Origin of the sequence: Burkholderia sp. KJ006 (genome assembly GCF_000262695.1) — a bacterium.
GTDB classification, from domain to species: domain Bacteria; phylum Pseudomonadota; class Gammaproteobacteria; order Burkholderiales; family Burkholderiaceae; genus Burkholderia; species Burkholderia vietnamiensis.
On the sequence record NC_017921.1, the window covers coordinates 529,577 to 551,705 of the forward strand.

At 66.5% G+C, this 22,129-nt stretch carries 19 protein-coding genes; 9 read left to right on the plus strand and 10 right to left on the minus strand.

Going from position 1 to position 22,129, the window contains the following annotated elements; translation table 11 throughout:
- Nucleotides 1–34: 34 nt before the first annotated feature.
- Complete coding sequence (locus MYA_RS16495) at nt 35–928, minus strand: LysR family transcriptional regulator ArgP (protein WP_014724227.1); 894 nt, start codon at nt 926–928, stop codon at nt 35–37.
- A gap of 104 nt (nt 929–1,032) precedes the next feature.
- Between MYA_RS16495 and MYA_RS16500 the strand changes: the two genes are divergently transcribed.
- The 8 genes from MYA_RS16500 to MYA_RS16535 all read left to right on the plus strand — a co-directional run bounded on the left by MYA_RS16500 (nt 1,033) and on the right by MYA_RS16535 (nt 10,001).
- Nucleotides 1,033–1,650: a LysE/ArgO family amino acid transporter gene (locus MYA_RS16500; RefSeq protein WP_014724228.1), complete on the plus strand. Its 618-nt coding sequence runs from the start codon at nt 1,033–1,035 to the stop codon at nt 1,648–1,650.
- Nucleotides 1,651–1,942: 292 nt separating this feature from the next.
- On the plus strand, nt 1,943–2,887 hold the full coding sequence (locus MYA_RS16505; protein ID WP_014724229.1) for an aldo/keto reductase: 945 nt from the start codon (nt 1,943–1,945) through the stop codon (nt 2,885–2,887).
- A gap of 392 nt (nt 2,888–3,279) precedes the next feature.
- Entirely contained in the window at nt 3,280–3,633 is a 354-nt protein-coding gene (locus MYA_RS16510; protein WP_014724230.1) for a hypothetical protein, read from the plus strand.
- A 136-nt stretch (nt 3,634–3,769) separates the two neighbouring features.
- Nucleotides 3,770–6,118, plus strand: coding sequence for an FdhF/YdeP family oxidoreductase (locus tag MYA_RS16515; protein ID WP_014724231.1), 2,349 nt, complete (start codon nt 3,770–3,772; stop codon nt 6,116–6,118).
- Nucleotides 6,108–7,502: a cytochrome ubiquinol oxidase subunit I gene (locus tag MYA_RS16520; RefSeq protein WP_011881101.1), complete on the plus strand. Its 1,395-nt coding sequence runs from the start codon at nt 6,108–6,110 to the stop codon at nt 7,500–7,502. Before MYA_RS16515 ends, MYA_RS16520 begins: the two co-directional genes overlap by 11 nt.
- A 54-nt stretch (nt 7,503–7,556) precedes the next feature.
- A complete protein-coding gene (locus MYA_RS16525; RefSeq protein WP_034193452.1) occupies nt 7,557–8,546 on the plus strand; it encodes a cytochrome d ubiquinol oxidase subunit II in 990 nt (329 codons plus the stop codon).
- A 105-nt stretch (nt 8,547–8,651) separates the two neighbouring features.
- Complete coding sequence (locus tag MYA_RS16530; protein WP_011881103.1) at nt 8,652–8,996, plus strand: DUF4148 domain-containing protein; 345 nt, start codon at nt 8,652–8,654, stop codon at nt 8,994–8,996.
- Between the two features lie 96 nt (nt 8,997–9,092).
- Complete coding sequence (locus MYA_RS16535) at nt 9,093–10,001, plus strand: LysR family transcriptional regulator (protein WP_014724233.1); 909 nt, start codon at nt 9,093–9,095, stop codon at nt 9,999–10,001.
- Nucleotides 10,002–10,120: 119 nt separating this feature from the next.
- Here MYA_RS16535 and MYA_RS16540 read toward each other — a convergent pair whose 3' ends face one another.
- The 9 genes from MYA_RS16540 to MYA_RS16585 form a co-directional block, all read right to left on the minus strand.
- Nucleotides 10,121–10,693 carry a DUF3331 domain-containing protein gene (locus tag MYA_RS16540; protein WP_014724234.1) on the minus strand — a complete coding sequence of 191 codons (573 nt, stop codon included), beginning with the start codon at nt 10,691–10,693 and terminating at the stop codon, nt 10,121–10,123.
- Nucleotides 10,680–11,630, minus strand: coding sequence for a helix-turn-helix domain-containing protein (locus MYA_RS16545; RefSeq protein ID WP_014724235.1), 951 nt, complete (start codon nt 11,628–11,630; stop codon nt 10,680–10,682). The genes MYA_RS16540 and MYA_RS16545 overlap by 14 nt, the downstream gene beginning before the upstream one ends.
- Nucleotides 11,631–12,400: 770 nt before the next feature.
- Nucleotides 12,401–13,207 carry a substrate-binding domain-containing protein gene (locus MYA_RS16555; RefSeq protein WP_014724236.1) on the minus strand — a complete coding sequence of 269 codons (807 nt, stop codon included), beginning with the start codon at nt 13,205–13,207 and terminating at the stop codon, nt 12,401–12,403.
- A 61-nt stretch (nt 13,208–13,268) separates the two neighbouring features.
- Entirely contained in the window at nt 13,269–14,255 is a 987-nt protein-coding gene (locus MYA_RS16560) for a malate dehydrogenase (protein ID WP_014724237.1), read from the minus strand.
- A 104-nt stretch (nt 14,256–14,359) separates the two neighbouring features.
- Nucleotides 14,360–15,511: a TDT family transporter gene (locus tag MYA_RS16565; RefSeq protein ID WP_014724238.1), complete on the minus strand. Its 1,152-nt coding sequence runs from the start codon at nt 15,509–15,511 to the stop codon at nt 14,360–14,362.
- A gap of 414 nt (nt 15,512–15,925) precedes the next feature.
- Nucleotides 15,926–16,963 (minus strand): fimbrial protein, encoded by a 1,038-nt coding sequence (locus MYA_RS16570; RefSeq protein WP_011881111.1) that lies wholly within the window; start codon nt 16,961–16,963, stop codon nt 15,926–15,928.
- Nucleotides 16,960–17,697: a fimbrial biogenesis chaperone gene (locus tag MYA_RS16575; protein ID WP_014724239.1), complete on the minus strand. Its 738-nt coding sequence runs from the start codon at nt 17,695–17,697 to the stop codon at nt 16,960–16,962. Before MYA_RS16575 ends, MYA_RS16570 begins: the two co-directional genes overlap by 4 nt.
- The gene (locus tag MYA_RS16580) at nt 17,698–20,175 is read right to left on the minus strand and encodes a fimbria/pilus outer membrane usher protein (protein ID WP_014724240.1); all 2,478 of its coding nucleotides are present in this window, start codon (nt 20,173–20,175) and stop codon (nt 17,698–17,700) included.
- A gap of 64 nt (nt 20,176–20,239) precedes the next feature.
- On the minus strand, nt 20,240–20,752 hold the full coding sequence (locus tag MYA_RS16585; protein WP_011881114.1) for a fimbrial protein: 513 nt from the start codon (nt 20,750–20,752) through the stop codon (nt 20,240–20,242).
- 659 nt (nt 20,753–21,411) lie between these two features.
- On the opposite strand from MYA_RS16585, the gene MYA_RS16590 reads away from it, so the two are divergent.
- Nucleotides 21,412–22,122, plus strand: coding sequence for a PadR family transcriptional regulator (locus MYA_RS16590; RefSeq protein ID WP_041494036.1), 711 nt, complete (start codon nt 21,412–21,414; stop codon nt 22,120–22,122).
- The last annotated feature ends 7 nt before the right edge of the window (nt 22,123–22,129 follow it).

The window sequence follows — 22,129 nt, forward strand, 5'->3', positions numbered from 1 at the left end:
GACACGCGCGCCGCCCGCAGCCTTGCCGCGCCGCTCAGTCGAGAAACAGAGCGGCGCGCGCCTTCAGCGCCGCACTGAAATCGTCGAGCCAGCCGATCGACAGGCGCCAGCTCTGCCAGTACAGCTCGATATCGACGGTCCGTCCGCGTGACATGTCGACCAGTTCGCCGCCGGCGAGCTGGCGATCGACCATCCGGTCCGGGCACATACCCCATCCCAGCCCCGTTTCGCATGCGCGCAGATAGCCCGCGACGTGCGGTATCCAGTGTTGCGGCGGATCGAGATCCGCGCGCGTCACGCGCCGGATGAAACGCGCCTGCAGCCCATCCTTCGGATTGAACATCACGCACGGCGCGCGACGCAGCGCATCGCGCGTGATGCCCGCGCCGAAGTAGCGATCGTGGAACGCCGGCGAGCATACCGCGCGATAACGGATGCGCCCGAGCCGGATCGACCTGCATCCCTGGATCGGTTCGGCCTGCGCCGTCACCGCACCCTGCACGCTGCCGTCGCGAATGCGTGCGGCCGTGTAGTCCTGGTCGTCGATCACCAGATCGAGCAGCGTCTCGCGCTCGGTGCAGAACGGCCCGACCGCATCGATGAACCACGTCGCGACGCTGTCGTCGTTGACGGCCACGCGCAACGTCGGCCATGCGCCGGCAATCTGGCCCGGCAACGCCGGCATCCGGCCGCCCAGCTCGGCTTCGAGCAGTTGCACGCGCTCGGTGTGCCGGCACAGCAGCGCGCCGGACGTCGTCGCGACGCACGGCTGGCCGCGCTTGACCAGCACGCTGCCGACGCGCTCCTCCAGCAGCTTCACGCGCTGCGATACGGCCGATGGCGTGACGTTCAGCTCCTTCGCCGCCCGTTCGAACGAACCGTGCCGAATCACGGCCGCGAGGGCGTCGAGCAACGCGTAGTCGAGCATTAGATTTCCTTAATCTGCATTAGGTGAATTAGCTTCTCTTATCTGGACACTGCCCGCAGACTAGCGCCAACCGATTCACCCGTCCACTGCCTCGATTCCCCATCATGAACTGGATTGCCTTTTCCCACGGCGCCGCGCTGTGCGGGTCGCTCATCGTCACCATCGGCGCACAGAACGCGTTCGTGCTCCGGCAAGGCATCATGCGCTCGCATGTCGGCAAGATCGTGCTGCTGTGCGCGCTGTCCGACATGATCCTGATCGGTGCGGGCGTCGGCGGCGCGTCGGTGCTCGTCGAGCGCTATCCGACCTTCGTCCACGTGGTGCTGTACGTGGGCCTCGCCTATCTCGCGTGGTTCGGCGTCAATGCGCTGCGCCGTGCGCTCAAGCCGGGGCACGACACGCTCGACGTGCGCGGCGACGCCGTCGCGCCGCCGCAACGCGCGGTGTCGATCGTGCTGATGACGCTGGCGTTCACGTGGCTCAACCCGCACGTCTATCTCGACACGTTCCTGCTGATCGGCACGGCCGGCGCGCGGGAGCCGGAAGGCGCGCGACTCGCCTTCGCGATCGGCGCGATGTCGGTGAGCATCGTCTGGTTCGTGGCGCTCGGATACGGCGCGCGACTGCTCGCGCCGTGGTTCCGCAAGGCCGTCGCGTGGCGCGTGCTGGATGGCGCGATCGGCAGCATGGTGCTGTTTCTGGCGGCCGTGCAACTGCGATAGCGAGTGCGCGATCGGCCGCTGCGCACGGGTGGCGGCTTGCCGGTTTTCGTATCGCCTCGGCCGGGCGCGGCGGCTGGCGTATCTGCCGCAGCAGCAAGTATTGCGTCCATCGTGGACGGATCCTCCGCCATTCACCGCCATTTCTCCGTGTCGACGGCGCTGCACGCGCTGCACGTTCCGAGCCGATCAGCGAGAATGTTCGTGCGCCCCGCGACACCGAGGCAGGCAGTTCGATCGTTCGCCATCGCGTCGGATTCGGTCCGGGCCCATCCCGCAGATTCCGGAGAACAGCATGGCACTACGCACCCTCGGCACGTCTGACATTCAGGTTTCCCCGCTCGCCTTCGGCGGCAACGTATTCGGCTGGACCGTCGACGAGAACGCATCGTTTGCGCTGCTCGATGCACTCGCCGACACCGGCATCACCTTCATCGACACCGCCGACGTCTATTCGGCCTGGGCGCCCGGCAACCGCGGCGGCGAGTCGGAGACCATCATCGGCAAGTGGCTCAAGCGCTCGGGCAAGCGCGAGCGCGTCGTGATCGCGACCAAGGTCGGCATGCTCAAGGGGCGCGAGGGACTGAGCCGGGACAATATCCTGAAGGCCGCCGACGATTCGCTGCGCCGCCTGCAGACCGACTACATCGACCTGTATTTCTCGCACCGCGATCTGGCCGACACGCCCCTCGAAGAAACGCTCGGCGCGTATCAGACGCTGATCGACGCGGGCAAGGTGCGCATCATCGGCGCGTCGAACTACAGCGGCGCGCGGCTGCGCGAAGCCGCCGACATCAGCACGCGCCACAGGCTCCCCGCATATCAGGTGATCCAGCCGGAATACAACCTCGTCGACCGCGCCGAATACGAGCGCGATCTCGAGCCGGTGGTGCGCGAGCTGAAACTCGGCGTCGTGAACTACTACGCGCTCGCGAGCGGCTTCCTGTCCGGCAAGTATCGCAGCGAGGCGGATCTGAAGAAGAGCGTGCGCGGCGATCGCGTCGCCGGTTATCTCGATGCGCGCGGCCTGCGCATCCTCGCGGCGCTCGACGAGGTGTCGGCGAAGCACAGCACCGAGCCGGCCGCGATCGCGCTCGCATGGCAGATCGCGCGCCCGACGATCACCGCGCCGATCGCGAGCGCCACCTCGCTCGCGCAACTCGCGCTGCTCGGCGAAGCGATGCGCGTGACGCTCGACGACGACGATATCCGCAAGATCGACGAGGCCAGCGCGGTTTGATATCGCGCGCTGCATGCCCGCGTACCGGAACGCATCCGCCATACGCTACGGCAGGCGCGCGCCGCCCCGCCTGAATCCGTAGAGCCGCGCGGCCAGATCCTCCACAAACGGCGAGCGGCGTTCGCCGCCGCTCCTGTCACGCACCGCATCGGTATCGAACCGAACCGGCCGCCGCCTTTTCGTCGCAAGCCTGCATTTTTCCGCTCGGCTCGGTCGCCACCCGCGCCGGTTGTGCGGCTTCGCGCCCTCGCCTCGCCCGCCATCGTGCAAATCGACCGCACGCCGGGCGAATTCGAAAGCCCTCGCGCACGCGAACGGGCAACATCGGCTCATGCATTCACCGCTCGCCCACGCCGGCTCGCATCGGCGTCCGTTCTGCCCGGAGAGTTGACATGAAGCCGATCGACATCAGGTCCATGAAGCCTTGGCGCGCGGTCGCGCTGGCCGCCGTGGCGGCCGTGGCCGCCGCGCTCACGCACGTCGCCGGATTGCCGACGTTCGACGACGCCGTGCTTTCCGTCGGCGCCGACATGCAGTTGCCGCTGGAACGCATCGCAAGCGATGCGCCGGACGCATCCGCCCCGGCCGAAAGCGCAGCGTATCGCCCCGCAGCGCGCGCCGCCGCGGCGCATGCGGCGCAGTTGACCGGTTCGAGCGATGCGCTGCCCCCGCGCGCGACACATCGCGCGTCGCATTCCGCGCCGGCCGACCGGCCCGCGGCCGGCGCTTCGAAAAACTGGATCTGAACCCGCACCGCACGACGCACGCCAACGCACGCCGACACGCACCGCAACGTGCGAATCCGCAACGCGCAAGGCAACGGCTCAATCGCGCCGAACGCGAAGCGACGACGATCGAGACTACCGAAACGAGGACTCTGACATGGCTCGCAACAAAGTCGTACGCATCTACAGCGAACCCGCCGGCGGATGGGGTGCGCTCAAGGCAACCGGCGAAGCGCTCGCGGTGCAGGGCATCGCCGTGTCGGGCGCGAAGACGCTGCTGCAGATGAACCAGCCCGAAGGGTTCGACTGCCCCGGCTGCGCCTGGCCCGACCCGAAGCACACGTCGTCGTTCGAGTTTTGCGAGAACGGCGCGAAGGCCGTGGCCTGGGAAGCCACGGCGAAGCGCTGCACGCCGGCGTTCTTCGCCGCGCACAGCGTGGCGGAACTCGAAACCTGGGACGACTACGACCTCGAAATGGCCGGGCGCCTCACGCACCCGATGGTCTACGACCGCGCATCGGACCGCTACGTGCCCATCGAGTGGGACGCGGCGTTCGCGCTGATCGGCAAGCACCTGAATGCGCTCGACCATCCCGACCAGGCAGACTTCTACACGTCGGGCCGCGCTTCCAACGAAGCCGCATTCCTCTATCAGCTGTTCGTGCGCGAATTCGGCACGAACAATTTTCCCGATTGCTCGAACATGTGCCACGAGGCCACGAGCGTCGGGCTGCCGCAGTCGATCGGCGTCGGCAAAGGCACCGTGCTGCTCGAAGACTTCGAGCACGCGGACGCCATCTTCATCTTCGGACAAAACCCCGGCACGAACAGCCCGCGCATGATGAGCGACCTGCATGCGGCGTCGCGGCGCGGCGCGAAGATCGTCTCGTTCAATCCGTTCCGCGAGCGCGCGCTGGAACGCTTCGCCGCGCCGCAAGACCCGCTCGAAATGGCGACGCTCGGCTCCACGCCCATCAGCACGTTCCTCTATCAGGTGCGCGTGGGCGGCGACGTGGCCGTGCTCAAGGGCATGATGAAAGCGCTCGTCGAAGCGGACGATGCCGCGCTCGCCGCAGGCGCGCCGCGCATCCTCGACACCACCTTCATCGCCGGCCACACCGTCGGCATCGACGCGTTGCTGGCCGACCTGCGCGCCACGTCGTGGGACGCGATAGAACGCCACGCCGGGCTCTCGCACGCCGACATCGCGAACGCCGCGCAGGTCTACATGCAGGCGCGCAACGTGATTCTGGTCTACGGCATGGGGCTCACGCAGCATCGGCGCGGCACGGAGAACGTGCAGCAGATCGCGAATCTGGCGCTGTTGCGCGGCAATATCGGCCGTCCGGGCGCGGGCATCTGCCCGGTTCGCGGCCACTCGAACGTGCAGGGCAACCGCACGGTCGGCATCACCGAAAAGCCCACGCCCGCGCTGATGGACGGCATCGAGCGCGCCTTCGGCTTTCGCCCGCCCGCCGCGCACGGCCACGACGTGCTGGCCGCCATCGATTCGATGATGCGCGGCTACGCGCGCGTCTTCATCGCGCTGGGCGGCAACTTCGCGGCGGCCGTGCCCGACTGGGTCCGCGTGCAGGCCGCGATGCGCACGCTCGACCTGACCGTGCACGTGGCGACCAAGCTCAACCGCAGCCATCTCGTGCACGGCAAGGACGCGCTGATCCTGCCGTGTCTCGGCCGCACCGAAATCGACCTGCAGGCCGACGGGCCGCAATCGATCACCGTCGAGGATTCGATGTCGATGGTCCACGCGTCCGCCGGGCGCAATGCGCCGGCCTCGGCCCACCTCCGCAGCGAGCCGGCGATCGTCGCCGGCATCGCCCGCGCGACGCTCGGTCATGCGTCGCGCGTGCCCTGGGAGCAGCTGGTCGCGAACTACGACCGCATTCGCGACGCCATCGAAACCGTGTTGCCGATCTTCCAGGCCTACAACGAACGCATTCGCGTGCCGGGCGGTTTCCATCTGGCTTCCACGGCGCGCGAGCGCGTGTGGGCCACGCCGAGCGGACGCGCGAATTTCTTCGTGTTCAGCGGCCTCGATGAAGACCTTCATCACGACGATCCCGATGCGCTGCGGCTCACGACCATGCGCAGCCACGACCAGTACAACACCACGCTCTACTCGCACTCGGACCGCTATCGCGGTGTGTTCGGGCAGCGCGACGTCGTGTTCATGAATCCGCGCGAGCTCGGCAGACGCAACCTGCATCCCGGCGAGCGAGTGGACATCGTGGCGCTCGCGGCCGACGGCATCGAACGCATCGTGCGCGGCTTCAAGGTGGTCGAATACTCGCTGCCCGACGGCTGCTGCGGCGCCTACTATCCGGAAGCGAACCCGCTCGTGCCGCTCGACGCCTTCGATCCGCAAAGCCGCACGCCGTCGTACAAGTCGGTGCCGGTCAAAGTGGTGCGCGCGGCCGCGGTCGGGCCGGACTCCGCCGCGTTCGCCGTGGCGCTCAACGCCGGGGAGCACGATCATGCTCAGTGATGTCGTCAGCCTGTCGCGGGCGCAGTTCGCCATGACCGCGATCTTCCACATCCTGTGGCCGATCCTGACCATCAGCCTCTCGGCGTTTCTGCTGCTGGTCGAAGCGCTGTGGATTCGCACCGGCGACGCGCTGTATTACCGCCACGCGCGCTTCTGGAGCCGCCTGCTCGTGCTGAACTTCGCCGTGGGCGTGGTGAGCGGCATTCCGATGGAGTTCCAGTTCGGCACCAACTGGGCCGGGTTCGCGCAGTTCAGCGGGTCGTTCTTCGGCAACATCCTCGGCTTCGAAGGCGCGATGGCGTTCATGCTCGAAGCGGGGTTCGTCGGCGTGATGATGCTCGGCTGGAACCGCGTGTCGCCGAAGGTCCACCTGTTCGCCACGTCGATGGTCGCGCTGGGGTCCACGCTCTCCGCGTTCTGGATCATGGTGGCGAATTCGTGGATGCAAACCCCCGCGGGCGTGAAGCTGGTGGACGGCAAGCTGGTGGTGACGGACTACGTGGCCGCCATCTTCAATCCGGACATGGCATGGGGCGTGTCGCACATGTGGGTGGCCGCGATCGAGACGGGGATGGTCGTGATCGCCGGCATCTCCGCATGGCAGATGCTTCGCCGCCGCGAACCCGCGTTCTTTGCGCGCTCGTTCAAGCTCGCGCTCGTCATGCTCGCCGTGGTGGCACCGCTGCAGATCTGGCTCGGCGATTCGAGCGGCGTCAGCGTATTCGCGACGCAACCGGCGAAAGGCGCGGCCATCGAGGGCCACTGGACCACCAACGCACCCGGCACCGGCGCGCCGTGGTCGCTGCTGGCGTGGCCCGATCGGCAACGACAGCGCAACGACTGGTCGATCGAAATCCCGGGGCTGTTGAGCGTCATCGGCACGCATTCGCTGCACGGGCAGGTGAAAGGCCTCGCCGACTTCCCGCGCGCCGACCAGCCGCCGATGATCCCGCTGATCTACTACGCGTTCCGCGCGATGGCCGGCATCGGCTTCGTGCTGGCGCTGCTCGCCGGGTGGACGGCGTACGCGGTGTATCAGGCGCGCGGCGACCTGGCCCGGCTGCTCGCGAGGCGCAGGCTCCTCATCGCGTGGGTGCTCTGCATTCCGCTGCCGTACGTCGCCGTGGAAGCCGGCTGGATCGTGCGCGAGGTGGGGCGGCAACCGTGGGTGATCTACGGGCTGCTGCGCACGAGCGACGCCGCGTCGGCCGTGGCGGCCGCCCCGGTGGCGGGCAGCCTCGCGATGTTCGCCGCGTTCTACGTGGTGCTGATCGTCACGTTCTTCGCGCTCGCGCGGCGCTGGTTGAAGCGCGGCCCCGACCTCGCCGCGCCGCTGCCCGGCGCCGTCGCGGTCCGCGAGCAGGCGAGCGCCGTGACCTATTGATTTCTTATCGACCTCTTATCGACCTCTTTGCGCGCCCCTGCGGGCGAAACGACGATGAACACTTCCGCTCATTCGATGCTGGCCTTCACGTGGTTCGCGCTGATCGGCCTGATGCTCGTCTTCTATGTCGTCACCGACGGCTTCGATCTCGGCGTCGGCATGCTCACGTTGCTCAAACGTACGCGCGACGAACGCGACGTGATGGTCGAGACGATCGGCCACGTGTGGGATGCGAACGAGACCTGGCTCGTCGTGGTGGGCGGCGCACTGTTCGGCGCCTTTCCGGCCGCCTACGCGCTGTTGATGCAGAGCCTCTACGTGCCCGTGATGACGATGATCGCCGGACTCATCATGCGCGGCGCGGCGATCGAATTTCGTCACGGCGACCGGCACGGGCCGGCGTGGGATACGGTATTCGGCGCGGGCAGCCTGGTGGCCGCGATTTCGCAGGGCGTCATGCTCGGCCGCATCGTCACGGGGCTCGCGCCCGGCGCGTTCGGCGTCGCGTTTTCCGGCGTCGCGGCGCTCGGCGTGGTGACGGGTTATGCGTTGCTCGGCGCCACCTACGTCGCGAAGAAGACGGTGGGCGCGCTCGAACAGTGGGCTCGTCGTATCGCGTTGCTGTGCGCCGTGCTCACCGTGGCGGCGGCGGCCGTGCTGACGGCGGCCACCTGGGCCGGCAGCGCGGTGGGACGCGAGCGGTGGCTCGAGCCCGGCGTGTTCCCGGTGCTCGCGGCACTGGCCCTGTGCGCCGCACTGTCGTTCGCGTGGCTGGTCGCGTCGCTCTATCTGGGCAGCGTGCGCGTGCCGTTTCGCGCCGCCGTGGCGCTCTTCGTGGTCTCGTTCACGGGGCTCGCGGTCAGCGTCTATCCCGACTTCGTGCCCGGCAGGCTCGCCATTCTCGCGGCTTCGTCCGATACGGCGACGCTGGTGTTCATGCTGATCGGCATCGGCTTCATCTTTCCGGTGATGATCGGCTACAACCTTTATCAGTACTCGGTCTTTCGCGGCAAGGTGACGGGGACGGCCCGAGCGGGCGACTGACCCGCTCCGCGCGGCACGACGATCGTTCGGCGGGTCTCGACGTCGCCCCACGCGGGGAGGCGGGGATCGTTGCGGTGTACTCAACTCAACCGAAGGAGTCTCATCATGAAAACGCTCGCATGCATCGCGCTCGTCCTCGGCACCCTCGCCGCTCCTGCGTCGGGCTTCGCGCAAAGCAACACGCCGCTCACGCGCGCACAAGTCCGCGCCGATCTGGTCCGCGTCGAACGCGCTGGCTATAATCCGGCACCCGGAAACGATCCTCGGTATCCGTCGGACATCCAGGCAGCCGAAGCGACGGTCGCCGCGCAGCAGCAGGCGGCGAGCGGCTTCGGCAGCGCGCCGGCGGACGGCACCTCGGCAAGCGGCAAGCGCATTCACGCGGCTACGCGCGCAGGCGCGTCGTGCGTCGGCCCGGCGAGCTTCTGCAATTCCTATTTCGGCAGCTGACCGCACGTGCCGTACACCGTCCAGCCGAGGCCGCCCGCCGGGCAGCCCGGCCCGGATGCGTGGCGTGCGGGGCAGCCGGCCTCTGTCCCGCACTCTATGAACTTCACTCACCTTCTCGCCTTTTACGAAGTCGCGCGCGCCGGCAGTATCAGCGCAGGTGCGGAACGACTGCACGTCAGTCAGCCGGCTGTCACCCGCGAGGTCCGCGAACTCGAGGATCGCATCGGCGTCGTGCTGTTCGACCGGTTGCCGCGCGGCGTCGCGCTGACCGAAGGCGGCAAGCTGCTCTACGAGTATGCGAGCCGCATCTTCACGCTCGCCGATACGGCCGAGAAAGAGCTCGCGGAGCTGGCGGGCCTCGGGTCGGGCCACATGAAGATCGGCGCGAGCGGCACGCTCGGCGTGTTTTTCGTCCCGGAAGCGATTGCGCGGTTCAATGCGCTGCATCCCCGTGTCGCGATCGATCTGACCGTCACGAACACCGAACGCGTGGAAGCGGGCCTGCACGACCTGACCTTCACGATCGGTTTCATCGAAGGACCGTTCGACGAGTCCATTCTCCATGCCCGCCGTATCGGCTCCGACGAAATTGCCGTCATCGCAGCGGCTGGTCACCCGCTTGCGGGCAAGAAAGTACGGGCGCGCGATCTGGCGGAACGCGCCGTCATCATGCGCGAGCCGGGGTCCGGCACGCGCGCGATCGTCGAAGAATCGTATCGTCGCGCCGGCCTCGAAATCGAGCCGCTGATGTCGGTGAGCCATACGGAGGCGATCAAGCGGATGCTGCTGTCCCAGCACGCGCTCGGCTACATTTCGACGCTCAGCGTAACGGACGAATTGCGACGCGGCGAGCTGACCATCATCGAAGTCGACGACATGAAGATCGTCAGGCCGCTGCACATGGTCTGGGCGAAAGGGCGCTCGCTGTCCCCCAGCGGCCAGGCATTGTTCGACCTCGTGGCGAGCGGCACGCTGAACACCGCGATCGCTGCGGGCGCCGAGTAGCCTGCTGCTTGCCGCCGCGTTGCGTGCTCAGCGCCGCGCGGGGCTCGCACGGCGTTGCGCGCGGCGAGCGGGCACGCGAGTGTTGCGTTTGTTGGGTGCTTGCCGCGTCGCCGCCGACGTCAGCGATCGGTTTCGGTTTCGGCTTCGGCTTCGTGCAGCACCGACTCCAGAATCATCGCCCCGGCATTGAGCGGCTTCGGACGCGCACGCGGTTGATAGACGGCGTCGCCGATGCGAACGGGTTCGCCGCTGAGCGCACACACTCCGCTGGCGCGGGCGCGTGTCACGTGCCAGGTCTGGTCGCCATACGAGCAGTGCGTGGAATCGCGCCATGCGATCGTAACCACGGTCGAGCTGACACGATCGACGAAACTCACCGAAACGGCTCGGCGCTCGGCATCGCTCGCTCGCACGTTTGCACGATGCGCCATCCCGCGCGCGCGCAGCGGCTCGCGCGCCGGCGCGCGCAATCGCAGATCGTCACGGCACAGTTGGGACAGCAGACTCAGCGTTTGCTGCCACGGATCCAGCGCGATCACATCGGTCGAGACGTTCATCGTCGTCCTCATTGCGTCATGGGTTGAACCGTTGCGGCGAGCGTGCTGCGCGATCGCGCGGGCGTCGCTCGATGCGCCGCGAAGAAATCCATCGCTGACGGCCAGGAAGGCCGTGACCCGTTCATTGATCGACATTCGTCTTCGCCCTCCAGCAAAACGGCGTCTCTCCGACGAAGCGTTTGAACACCGTCGTGAAATGGGCTTGCGAGCGGAAGCCGCAGCCCAGTGCAACGTCGAGCAGCCCGTCGCGTGATTCGAGCAGCAACTGTTGCGCGCGCTCGATGCGCCGCCGCATCAGATACTCGTGCGGCCGCAACCCGGTGGCTCGACGAAACTGGGCGGCAAAGTGCATCCGCGTCAGCCCGACACTCTCGGCCATGTCGGCAAGGCCGATCGGCTCCGCGAGGTTCGCTTCGACGAACTCGACCACGCGACGCATGCGCCACGACGGCAACGCAGCCGCACCGCGCACCTCGCTCCGGTTGGTCGAGAAGTGGCGAAGGACCACGCGCGACACGATCGCGAGGCTGATGCTGTCGGCGAACACCTTGCCCAATGCCGCGTGCTCCGTGTGCGACACGGCAAGCGCCTGACCGAGCCGCTCGAGCGCCGGATCGCGGATCAGCCGCGGATCGTCGATGACGATGTCGCCCGCATGGGGGCGACCGAAGAGGTCGGCGTAGCACTCGGCCAATACCGTCTGGGAGGCGAACAAGTGCAGCACGTCGCTCGGCGCGCCGAACACGGCGCAACACGCGACGCCGGGCGCCGTTATCTGCGCGGTACCGGCCGTCAACCGGCCTTCGACGAGCGTGCGGCCCGCGTGCGAAAAAGTCAGCGACGTGCATTTGAGATTGATGCCGATGCAGTGCCAGTTCTCGCCGCAGTCGTTCGCCACTTCGAGCGTCTGCGCGCCATTGCGTGTCCAGCGCGAAAGGGCGATATCGATATCGCGGCCGACGCCCGGCTCGCGCCAAGCGTGCTCCGCAGCAATAGGGCTGGACGCGCGCGCACCGGCAAGCACGTCGAAACCGGCGGCTGTCTTGCAAGGACTCGACGACGAAAGAATCATGGCTGGCTACCTGACGGGAACATGGAGCGTTACGCACGAGCGGTGCAGTGAATCCACGGTATCGAAACGACACGCGTTGCACCAGTTATACGAAGGGTTGCTCGAACCTCATCGATGGATGAGGCCGGTCATATCGACGTTCAATTCACGATGCGGCGCGGCTGCAAACGAACGCCATCGCGTTCGCGGCCGGAACGCCGGCGGCCGATCTCCCGTCACGGGAGACACCTGCCGAGCGCGGCAACGGCATCGCTCGCGCGTCGTCGCGCCACGAACCGGCGGCCCGAGCCGTGCGGACGTATCGGCAAGCGCGCGAAGCCGGTGCGCTCCTCGCTCCATCGCCGGATGATTCCGCGCGCCGTAGCGTGGCCGTTGGTTCGTGGATCAGGTCGTTCATCGCTGACACCTTGCATAAGCGGTGAGGTGCGCATCCTTGGCGATCACGAGGCACGTCGCCGGATACGGTCGTTGTTCAGTGCTCCCATTGTGATGATCCGACTTGACCTCAGTCGAACACGCGGATGACAAAACTGAAATCTGCGCCGCAGCCACACGCGCGGATGAACCGGGGCTGCTTGTCGGCTACCGGCGTATCCCGGCGTGCGATGGTGCGTACGTAACCGTCCCGAGATGAGGTGAGGTAGTCATCGCGTGTGTTGAAAACGGGCAGTGGCTGCGCGGCCGCCATGCATATCGACTGCGGCAAGACATACGTGTCGCGGGCCGTTCGCCTGGGAACGCACGTTCCGCCGTCGCGCTCCGTCATCCGCTCAACGCACCCAGCCCTCGGTCTTCATGATGGCGGCGCCGCGATCGCTGTTCAGGAAATCGAGGAATTGCTTCGCTTGAGGATCGGCATCGGGGGCGAGCGCAACGTTGACGTCTCGCCAGATCGCCCGGTTCGCGGACAAGCTCACGTAATCGGCTTGGTCGGGATGCGTGATCGGCCAGTCCGGCCAGGTGATCCAGGCATCCGCGTCCTTGTCGACGAACATCCTGAAGCTCGGCCCGCTGCCCTTGCCGAATCCGACGATGTTCCGCCGGAACCGCCTGACGTCGTCGAGACGTCCCATGCGGCCGGCGATGTCCTCCCACGTGCCGGTGCCGGACGTATTCGCCACGCCCGCGCCTTCGGTGACGACGATGCGCATGCCGTCCGCGAGCAGATCGTCGAAGCCGCGGATGTGTTTCGGATTGCCCTTCTTCACGGCGATGACGGCCGGGCGGACATAGATCGGCGTCACGTCGCACCATCGAAACACCGTGTAGGTTTCGAGCAGCCCGGCCATATCCTCTTCGGAGGTGCCCCACAGAATGTCGGCATCGGCCTGCGCCTTGCGGCTCCACGTGGGCTCCGGTCCGCCGGTCACTGCCACCTTGATGCCCGTTTCGTCAGTGAAGACCTTCGCGACTTTCGCGAATGCGGTATCGGGGCCGCCTGCGCCGTACAAGCGCACGACGCCGTCGCGCGCATCGCGCCGTATCGTCGGATCGGCCGTTTCGTGGGTGGACGCACCGCACGCGAACAGCAGTAACGCCAATGACATGGCCATGTTCTTTTTCAATGCGTTCAGCACGATGGATTCCTTTAGGTGGGTCGTTCGAGCGGTAGTCGGCTTCGATGCGCTTCGGATCGCGCTACAGCGCCAGAATCGCTCGCACGGCCCGCATCTCGTCCACGAGTTCCGCAACCGACGCATCGATGCGCGTGCGCGCCAGCGCGTCGATCTCGAGATCCGGGACGACGCGATAGCGGCCTTCGCTGCAGATCGTCGGCATCCCGAACATCAGGCCGCGCGGAATGCCATACTCGCCGCCGGACACGATGCTCATCGACACCCAGCGCCCGCCGCTGCCGCGAATCCAGTCGCGCATCTGGTCGATCGCCGCATTGGCGGCCGACGCCGCCGACGAGGCGCCGCGCGCTTCGATGATCGCCGTGCCGCGGCGCGCGACTTCGGGGATGAACGTGTCGAGATACCAGCGCTCGTCGCCGACACGCATCGGCGCGGGCTGCTGGTCGATCAGCGCGTGACGGTAGTCGGGGAACATGGTCGGCGAATGATTGCCCCACACCGCCATGCGGCTGACGGCATCGACCGTTACGCCGCATCGGGCGGCCAGCTTCGACACGGCGCGATTGTGGTCGAGACGGATCATCGCGGTAATCGCATCCGCCGGCAGGTCGGGCGCGTAGTGGCGGGCCACCCACGCGTTGGTATTGGCCGGGTTGCCGACGACGAGCACCTTCACCTGCCGGTTCGCCACTTCGTTGAGCGCCTCGCCCTGGGAGCGGAAGATGGCGGCGTTCGCGGCCAGCAGATCGCGCCGTTCCATCCCTTTGCCACGCGGGCGCGATCCGACGAGCATCGCGTAATCGGCATCGCGGAACGCGACGCGCGGATCGTCGCTGATTTCGACCGACTGCAGCAGCGGGAAGGCGCAGTCTTCCAGTTCCATCACCACGCCGCGCAGCGCGTCCAGCGCGTGCGGCAATTCCAGGAGCTGAAGGATGACGGGCTGATCGTCGCCGAGCAGATCGCCGCGGGCGATTCGAAACAGCAATGAGTAGGCGATTTGACCGGCGGCTCCGGTCACGGCGACACGGCGGGCAGGTTTGGACATGCTGGATCTCCTTCGAGGTTGGGTTCGGTGACGCGGATGGAAAGCTGCGCTGCGGCCGGCCGCGTGTTGCACGTGCCGCCGGCGGCAGCGGTTCGACGACGGGTTCAACCGAGCGCGGGCTGCGCGCGGACGACGAGACACGGGGCGTGAAACAGTTCGCCGCGGGCGAGGCCGCGCAGCGTGCGGGACAGCACGATCAACCAGAGGCCGCCGAGCAGCGCCGCCAGCGCCATCCCGAGCACGGCGAACGCGGCAAAGCCCGTGGTCCGATAGAGACTGAACGTCACGACGGTGTAGACGCCGAGCGGGAACGTGAAGCCCCACCATCCGAGATTGAACGGCAGCCCGTCGCGGGAATACCGCAGCGTGAACAGCATCGCCGTGGCGAGCCACCACAGGCCGGCGCCCCAGAGCAGCAAGCCGCCGATCACGCCGATCTCGCGCGCGACGAGCGCGGTCGCCTCGAATGCCGTGCCGGCGAACGCGTCGGGCGCGACGTGCCCGAGAGCGAGCAGGCCCAGCGCGCCCGTTCCGATCGGCCCGAGCGTCAGCCAGCTCGACGGACCGAGATCGCGATGCGGCAGCTTGTGGATCACCAGCCGGAAGAACACGACCGTCAGCACGGAAAACGCGAGCGGCACCGACACGGCCCACAGCACGTACCCGGCGGCCACCAGGAAGCGCGCGGTGTATGCGTCGACATGCGGCGCGAGGACGGCGGCGCTCGACGCCGCCACTTCCGGCGCGACGATCGGCAGCAACAACACGGCCGTGATGCGCTCGAACGCATGGTCCTGCGCGGTGAACATCATGTACGGCACGCCGACTGCGACGGCGAGCGCCAGTACCGCATCGACGCACCACAAGCCGTAGGCCAGTTGGCTCGCCGCTTCGCCCGCATGCGAGCCGGCGAACATGACCAGCCCGTTGATGATCGGCGCGAGCCCCATCGGCACGGCGCCGAGGAACATCGACTGCAGCGGGTGATGCAGCATCGGGCGGATCGTTTCCGGATAGAAGATCCAGCGTGCCAACAGCATGCCGGCAAACACCATGTAGAGCGCGCTGTCGGCCACCCACAGCGTGTGGGCCAACGCCATCTGCCCTGCGAAGTGCCACGGCAATCCGGCAAGGACGAGGAATACGATTCCGTTGCCCATCGTCATCGCGAACCAGTTCGGGGTGAACTGCCGAATCTTGTCAGCGAGATTTTGTCGGCTGTGGGCCGCCGTCGTGCCAGGCCTTGTCGGATTCATCGCTGTTCTCTCGAAAGGGATCGAATATCGACAATGTAGGTGCGTGCGAAGCATAGGGAAAATACATACTTCGCATGCTTGGCATGCTTTGTATTTATGGATCGCGGCGGGCTGGGCGAAATAGGCTGGGGCGGCCCGATGTGTATCGGCAGAGTTTTGATTGGCTGCCGGGCAGCCGGTAGCCGAGCGGCGACTGGGATTTGCTGCGGTAGACGTCGACGTAGTCGAAAGAAAGCCGGCGTCGGAACGTCGCAAACACGATGGATGCGCGTACCGTCCTCAGTTGCCACGTGCGGAAGTGCGTCGCCGACGTGGGAGGCAAGCCGGCGCTCGCGCTGCGGATAACGAAGAGACCGCTTTCGTCGTCTTCACCACCCGCAGCGCGAGCGACGCGTTCCGCGGTGTCCGGCGACCTCAATCGTAGAGAATCTGCACCGTCGCCGTCACGGTGAACGGACCGATCTTCGGTGTCCCCAACGACCTTAGCACCGCGCTCATCGGCACGTCGATACGCGCTTGTGTCGCCGAGAAGTTCGCAAGATCGAACGGCTCGCGCAGCGGCACCTGGCGCCCGTTGCGGTCGAGAATCTCGACGCCGAAGCCGCTGTCGGCTGACGGCAGGACGACGTTGCCCTGCACCGGATTCGGCGTGTCGAAGTACCCCTGAATCTTCACAGGCGTGTCGCATTGCCGCTTGTCCAGCGCAAGCGAGAACGGTTGAGTCGGCGTCTCCGGAGAAAAACCCGTCGGGGTCGCCTTCACTTTCCCGAAATCGACGAGGCCCGGCTCGGGCGTCACGGTCACGTCGACGACGCAGGGTGACGGCTTCAGGTTTTGCATTCCGCTCAGGGTGTACCGGAAGCTCGTGTTGCGCGCATTGATCCCCTTCACGCCGTCGAACTGGAACGCCGCATAGCTGTCCTGCGGAATCCCCACCCACGTCCCCGCCTTCCTGATGACGACCTGATACGTGATGCTGACCGGAATCCTCGGGCATCCCCCCAACTTATTAAAATCCCGACGGCTACAGGGCGGCACGACGATTCCGGTCGGCACCCCCGTGCCCGGCTGGTTGCCCGCCCCGAAATAGTCGACGCCGCGATAGCGGATGCCAATCTCGAGCCCCCACGCCAGCGGGCTCTCGCCGTTCGGGTTCGCGTAGAACGAAATCGGATCGTCGAACGTCAGCGACTCGCCGCCAAGATCCTTGTAACAGTAGCCGGTGGTCGTGCGCGTCGGCGAGATCCAGATCACATAGCCGTCGGGTGCGTTGATCGGATAGGTCTGCACGGAGCCGATCGGCTGGACGAACCGGTCGACTCCGTCGCTCGTCACGCACCGGACGGCCCACGCGGATTGCGCGACGACCAGGCAGCCGAGCAGCAACATTGCGCGCGAGAACAGCCCGATGAGACGGGCACGCACGCCGCGGCGCGAAATCGCCGCGCTCATTTCGGTTGGCTCCGGCAAGCGGATGCATCGCACGCGTACCTGACGGCGGTTTCGCCGCCGGAGTCGTTGATGTGCACGACCGACAGCGTTGCCGGCAGCGGGCCTGCCACGTCGGTGGTCGCGGCCGACATCGGCGCCACCATCAGGCCACCGAACTTCAGCGGTGTCTTGCTCTCCCCGGCGAACAGCTTGACCACCGTGACGTGATACGGCGTGGGGTTGTCCAGCACGAGCCTGTGCGTCGACGGATCGAGACGCACCGTCATCGGCAGCGTCGGATCTTCGTCGGCCGCCGGCTGCAGCCCCTTCGGGCGATAGAACAGCTTCAGCTTCGAATGCAGCGCGATCTGCAGCGCATTGACGGCATCCGTTTTCGGCGGAATCTCGCGGATGTTCAGATAGAACACCGATTCGCGATCGCTCGGCAGTGCATCGCCCGGCAACCGGACGATTCGCAACACGTTGCGCTCCGTCGGCTCGATCCGCTGCAGCGGCGGCAGCACCATGAACGGCGACGTGATCTTCTTGCCGTGCTCGTCCTCGATCCACGACTGGACGACGTACGGGTACTTCTCGCTCTTGTTTGCCACGGTCACGCTCTGCCACTGCGCATCGCCGTCGTAGATCACGCGCGTACGGTCGGGCACGACGGCCGCATGCACGGTCGCAGCCGCGATCAGCATCGTCACGCCGACGGCGGCCGCGAGCCGCATCAACGGGTTCGAATTCATCATTTATCTCCGGGAAAGTGTGTCGGGCTCGGCGCAATCGAGTGGAATCGGATCGGCGCCGAGCGTCATCGATTCAGGAAGGACGGGAAGCCGGCAGATGTCGCGGTCGACCACGCGCACCACCAGCTCGGCGTCCTTGCGTACACCGGTCAGATAGGTCACGCCGTGTTCGCCGACGATGCCGACTTCCTTGCCGGTGCGACGGTCGACCACCGATGCGCCGAACGGCGCGTCCTTGCCTGACGGCAAGCGCAGCACGACGAGCGCGTTCCGGCCGTGCGTCGTATCGAAATGCACGTAGCCGATCGCGCCGTCGGTCAGGACGACGCGCTGCACCGGGTTCGACACGGTCGTCTGCAACGACGCGCGATTGGTGTTGACCCGCGCGTCGAACGTGCTGAACGGCGATACCGCGCCGATCACCGCGTAGCCGCGCGCGTCGGAGCTCGCCTGCGTGCCCGAGAACGGCACGTCCGGCACGCCGTCGGTGGACAGCAGCAGGCGCGTATCGCCGTTGTAGCTGTTCGCATGCGCGGTCACGCCGTGCTGCGTCGCGACGAACGAGCCATCGAGTTCGATCGACGCGGACGTGTTCGAGCGCGTATTGGCTGCCGCCTGCACGTTCGCGATGATCGAGCTGAATTGCTTGCGCAGATTGCCGCTCGCCGATGCGGCGCCGTTGGTCGTCCCCGCGTACAGCGAATAGGAGAGCCCCTTGTCGGTGCCGCCGAGATAGCCGGCCGTCACGTTCGTGCCGCCGCCGCTGGTCGATGCGACGCTGGTCGTGACCGTCTGGCGCGAACCGAACGGAATCGTCGCCGACACGAACAGCTGGTTGCCGCTGCCGCCGCCACCGCGCGTGCGGTACGCCGACAGGTTCAGCGAGACGTTGCGCAGCGAACCGATCCGCACGGCCGTCGCGGCCGTCACGCCGATCCGCTCGTCCGACGGGCGATTCCAGTAGCTCGTATGGTCGTAGGACACGAACGTCGACACGTCCATCACGCGCTTCGCGAGGCTGATCGAGTAGCGCTGCTTGCCGGGCGCGAGGCCAGCGGCAGTCGGATCGCCGAAATACTGCGGAAACGACGTGTAGGTGCGATCGGAGAACCGATAGCCGAAAAAGCGCACATCCGAATCGATCGAATCGAAGTGCTTCGAATAGTTGAAGCGATACGAGCGGCCGACGCGCGTTTCACCGCTCCACCACAGCCGGGCGCGCACCGCCGTCACGTCGGCCGACACCGCGCCGAACGCGCCGAGATTCTTGCCGACGCCGAACGCGAGCGCCGCATAACCCGACGCACCGAGCGCCCCGCCGTAGATCGTGATCTCGTGCGGCAAGCCATATGCGGCTTCCACGAAACCGAATGCGGGATCGATACCCGCGCCGCCGAACAGCCGCGGCTTGCCGACCGCCGTGCGGTAACGCAATTCACCTGCGCGCGCGAGGAACGGCACGGCCGCGCTCTGCACCGTGAAGCGCTGCTCGCTGCCGTCTTCTTCCTGCACGGTCACGTCGAGCGTGCCCTGCACGCTCGCGGAAAAGTCCTGCAACGCGAACGCACCGGCCGGCACGCGGGTCGCATACAGCACGCGCCCCTGCTGCGACACCGTCACCGTCGCGTTGGAATGCGCGACACCCGTGATCAGCGGCGCATAGCCGCGCATGCCGGGCGGCAGCATGCGGTCGTCGCTCTGCAGCGTCGCGCCGTCGAGCGCGAACGTGTCGAAGATGTCGGAATTCAGATAGCTCTGTCCGAGCGATACCGTCGAGCGAATCTGCGGAAACGCCCGGAACGCGTATAGCCGGTTGAACTGGAACGTCTTGGAGCTGCCGCCGAAGTTTGCGTTGCCGCCGGACGCGAGCTGCGCTTGATAGTCGCCGCGCAAGCGCCATGCGCCGGCATTGGCGCCGATTGTTCCATAGCTTTGCACCGTGCTCGAATGCGTGCCGTGACCGTGCGACGTGTTGCCGATCACGCGATAGTCGAGCAACGCGCCGGGGATCCCGTCGCTCCATGCGGCGGGCGGTATGTAGTCGGGGTCGCTGTATTCGAACGCAATCTGCGGAATCGCGATCCGCAGGCGCGCGGATGCGCGGTCGTGCCGCACCGATGCGCCGTCGATCGCGAGCAGGTCGATGCAGCGGCCGTCGTACGTGCGCGGCAGCGTGGCGAGCAACGTCTGCTTGAGGCCGATCTGCGCGACGAGGTCGGCCGGCACGCAAGCGACGCTGGTGCCGGGCTGGTTGCCCTGGACATAGTCGATGGCACGCGCCGCCAGCAGCCTGCCGTTGACGACCACGTCCAGCAAATAGGTGCCGGGCACCGTGTAGTCGGCGTGCGTGAACTGCGCGAGGTCGACGTCCTTCGCACCGTCGACATCCAGAAAGTCGGCGTTGAATTCGGTGGCGTGCGCGGTTTTGGCGGTCAGCAGGCAGGTGACGAGGATGCCGAGAAGGCGACGGGGGGTGTTCACATTGATCAGCCGGACGAATGCGTGGAACGGGGGGAGCCGAGCTCCCCCCAGGAGCTCCCGGCGATTACTGGTAGCGCACGGTGAAGTTGGCGACCGCGTTCGCGATACCCGGCGTGACCGCTGCGGCCGTCGCCTCATACATCGCGCCGAACGTCACGGTGTTGCCGCTCTTCGACAGCACAACCGGGGATGACTGCTCGGTGCCGTTCTTCAGGTAATCGTTCGCGCCCGCCTGCAGGCGAATGCCGACGTTGCTCGCGCTGCCGGTCGTGGCGATCAGGTCTGCGTTGGTGGCGTCGGACGCGCCCGTGAACGTGAAGAACGCGTTGGTCTGCGTCGACGTATCGCAGTCGGTGAGCACGATGTTGAAATTCTTCGCCTCCGAACGATCGCCGACCTTCTTGAACACGTGCGACGGAACCTGACCGAGCGACACGGTCTGGTCCAGCGTTTCCTGGCTGATGCCGCATGCGCCGGCGACGATCTCGCCCTGGAACCGGATCGTGCCCGGGGTCGCCGCCGCAAACGTCGATGCCGAAACTGCGGCGAGCGCCGCTGCTGCCAAAATCTTTTTCATTTTCCTATCCGTAACTTTTGTCGAATTGAATGCACGCAAAATTGCGTACGGAGCGGATTGTCTCGACCACGGATCGGCGGCGGAATCTTAGTAGTGAGAAATGCGATGGGAGGTATCGCGAACGGTCTGGTGCTCGCGAAATGCGTGCGCTGAGGGCTGCGTTTGGCCGCGTTTTGGACCGTGGCCAACGAGACATCGAATTTGGTCGATCACATCGCGGCCGAGAGAGCCGCACTCGTGTTCATCGCATGGATTCGTATGGGTCAGACGGGATGAGTATCGGATGCGCCGAACAGTTGGCGACGGCAGTCGGCGAATTATCGACAACCATCGGTATGGCAGTACGGCGGTCAATGCGAACGCCACGGTCGCGGCCGATCGGCTTCGGCGCGATCGCGTCCGGACGATGCGCAATCGCGATCGGCCAGCACGCGAGCGACACGGCAAGCGACCTCCCTGCACTCGGCACGAATGCGAGTACAACCGGCACGCGTAAAGTCGCGCGCCGCGGCGCTGCAATTCCTTACATCAATAGGCGAGGAGCAGCCCCATTCGTGGAGCCCCACCCTTCAACCCCATCCCACCCCAAATCTCGCCCTTGACACCCTATCTTTCGATATATATCTTTAGATATGTTTTCCGACATATAGGACACGATCATGCGACACAGCCCTTTCGATGGCGACGCCCGCTGCGGCGGCCACGGCCATCATCCCGGCCTCGAGTGGTTCGCCAGCCTGCGGCACGCGATCGGCCGTCATCGCCGCGGCCACGATCCCTTCGGCGGCGGCCCGTTCGGCGGCCGTGGCGGACGCGGCGGCTTTGGCGATTTCGGTGACGACGGCATGCCGCGCGGCCGCCAGTTCAGCTCCGACGACCTTCAACTGCTGTTGCTCGCGCTGGTCGCCGAACAACCGAGCCACGGCTACGAACTCATCAAGGCGCTCGACACGCGCTCGAGCGGCTTCTACAGCCCGAGCCCCGGCATGGTCTATCCGGCGCTGACCTATCTCGAGGAAGTCGGCTTCGTCGTCTCGCAAGCAGAAGGCAACCGCAAACGCTACGCGCTGACGGACGCCGGCCGCGCGCATCTCGATGCCCAGCGCGAACGCGTCGACACGTTGTTCGCGCGTCTCACGCACCTCGCCCGCAAGATGGAATTCATGCGGCGTGCGTTCGCCGGCGAATCGGCGGGCAGCGAAGCAGCGGACGATGCACAAGCCGGCTGGCTGCCGGAATTCGTCGCGGCTCGCTTGGCACTGAAGCGCGCGCTGCTCCACAAGAGCGCCGCCGACGCCGACGAGCAGCGTCGCATCGCAGCGATCATGCGCCGCGCGACGGCCGAAATCGAAGGCGGCAGCGGCGCGTAACCCACGC